This window comes from Fervidicella metallireducens AeB (assembly GCF_000601455.1).
Taxonomy (GTDB): domain Bacteria; phylum Bacillota; class Clostridia; order Clostridiales; family Caloramatoraceae; genus Fervidicella; species Fervidicella metallireducens.
On sequence record NZ_AZQP01000092.1, the window covers coordinates 1 to 2,776 of the forward strand.

Here is a 2,776-nt window from a genome sequence, read left to right on the forward strand (position 1 = left end):
GAATGGGGGAACCCACTTAGCTGACGCTAAGTATCCTGAAGTGAATAAATAGCTTTAGGAAGGTAAACCCGGGGAACTGAAACATCTAAGTACCCGGAGGAAGAGAAAGAATAATCGATTTCCTAAGTAGCGGCGAGCGAAAGGGAAAGAGCCCAAACCTTACCCTAACGGGTGAGGGGTTGCGGATAGGTCACAAAAGCCTAATATCTTAATTGAAGAGGTCTGGAAAGGCCCGCCATAGAAGGTAATAGCCCTGTAAGTGAAAAGAGAAAAAGGAAAGACCTAATCCAGAGTACCACGGGACACGTGAAACCCTGTGGGAAGCAGGGAGGACCACCTCCCAAGGCTAAATACTACCTAGTGACCGATAGTGGAGCAGTACCGTGAGGGAAAGGTGAAAAGAACCCCGGGAGGGGAGTGAAATAGAACCTGAAACCGTGTGCCTACAAGCAGTCGAAGCTCATTAACGAGTGACGGCGTGCTTTTTGTAGAACGAGCCAGCGAGTTACGGTATGCAGCGAGGTTAAGTTATTAAGTAACGGAGCCGAAGGGAAACCGAGTCTGAATAGGGCGATTTAGTTGCATGCTGTAGACCCGAAACCGGGTGACCTATCCATGGACAGGGTGAAGTTGAGGTAAAACTCAATGGAGGCCCGAACCCGTTGGTGTTGAAAAACCATGGGATGAGCTGTGGATAGCGGAGAAATTCCAATCGAACTCGGAGATAGCTGGTTCTCCCCGAAATAGCTTTAGGGCTAGCCTCGGAAAATTGAGTAGTGGAGGTAGAGCACTGAATGGGCTAGGGGCCGTCTAGGTTACCGAACCCTATCAAACTCCGAATGCCATATACTTGTATTCCGGGAGTCAGACTACGAGTGATAAGATCCGTGGTCAAAAGGGAAACAGCCCAGACCATCAGCTAAGGTCCCAAAGTGTATGTTAAGTGGAAAAGGATGTGGGATTTCACAGACAACCAGGATGTTGGCTTAGAAGCAGCCATTCATTCAAAGAGTGCGTAATAGCTCACTGGTCGAGAGGTCCTGCGCCGAAGATGTCCGGGGCTCAAACATACCACCGAAGCTATGGCAATACGTAAGTATTGGGTAGGGGAGCTTCCTATGTGGGCAGAAGTCATACCGTAAGGAGTGGTGGACTGCATAGGAGTGAGAATGCTGGCATAAGTAGCGAGAAATAGGTGAGAATCCTATTCGTCGAAAACCTAAGGTTTCCTGGGGAAGGCTCGTCCGCCCAGGGTTAGTCGGGACCTAAGCCGAGGCCGAAAGGCGTAGGTGATGGACAATCGGTTGATATTCCGATACCACCTTTAACCGTTTGAGAGAAGGGGTGACGCAGGAGGATAAGCTGAGCGCGTGAATGGTTGAGCGCGTCTAAGATTCAAGTCAGACTCTTTAGGCAAATCCGGAGAGTTAATGATAAGGATTGATGGGGAGTCCTAAGGGACGAAGCGGCTGATTTCACACTGCCAAGAAAAGCCTCTATCGAGGGAGAAGGTGCCCGTACCGCAAACCGACACAGGTAGGTGAGGAGAGAATCCTAAGACGAGCGAGAGAACCCTTGTTAAGGAACTCGGCAAATTGACCCCGTAACTTCGGGAAAAGGGGTGCTCACGAAAGTGAGCCGCAGAGAATAGGCCCAGGCGACTGTTTAGCAAAAACACAGGTCTCTGCTAAATCGTAAGATGATGTATAGGGCTGACGCCTGCCCGGTGCTGGAAGGTTAAGGGGAAGTGTTAGCGAAAGCGAAGCTCTGAACTTAAGCCCCAGTAAACGGCGGCCGTAACTATAACGGTCCTAAGGTAGCGAAATTCCTTGTCGGGTAAGTTCCGACCCGCACGAATGGCGTAACGATCTGGCACTGTCTCAACAAGGGACTCGGCGAAATTGTAGTACCGGTGAAGATGCCGGTTACCCGCGATTGGACGGAAAGACCCCGTAGAGCTTTACTGCAGCTTAGCATTGAGTTTCGGTATTGTCTGTACAGGATAGGTGGGAGACTGAGAAGCATGGGCGTCAGCTTGTGTGGAGTCAACCTTGGGATACCACCCTGATAATATTGAAGTTCTAACCGGAGGCCATGAAGCTGGTCACGGGACATTGTTAGGCGGGCAGTTTGACTGGGGCGGTCGCCTCCCAAAAAGTAACGGAGGCGCTCAAAGGTTCCCTCAGTGCGGTTGGAAATCGCGCGGAGAGTGCAAAGGCAGAAGGGAGCCTAACTGTGAGACTGACAAGTCGAGCAGTGACGAAAGTCGGACTTAGTGATCCGGTGGTTCCGAGTGGAAGGGCCATCGCTCAACGGATAAAAGCTACCTCGGGGATAACAGGCTGATCTCCCCCAAGAGTCCACATCGACGGGGAGGTTTGGCACCTCGATGTCGGCTCGTCGCATCCTGGGGCTGAAGTAGGTCCCAAGGGTTGGGCTGTTCGCCCATTAAAGCGGCACGCGAGCTGGGTTCAGAACGTCGTGAGACAGTTCGGTCCCTATCCGTCGCGGGCGTAGGAAATTTGAGAGGAGCTGTCCTTAGTACGAGAGGACCGGGATGGACGAACCTCTGGTGCACCAGTTGTCCTGCCAAGGGCACAGCTGGGTAGCTATGTTCGGAAGGGATAAGCGCTGAAGGCATCTAAGCGCGAAGCCCACCTCAAGATGAGATTTCCCACCGAAAGGGTAAGACCCCTGAAAGAACATCAGGTTGATAGGTCAGAGGTGTAAGCGTCGTGAGGCGTTCAGCTGACTGATACTAATAGGTCGAGGGCTT

The 2,776-nt window shown here is 51.8% G+C and carries 1 rRNA gene; it reads left to right on the forward strand.

From position 1 onward, the window contains the following. Nucleotides 1-2,776 (forward strand): 23S ribosomal RNA (locus Q428_RS13590); the annotation flags it as partial.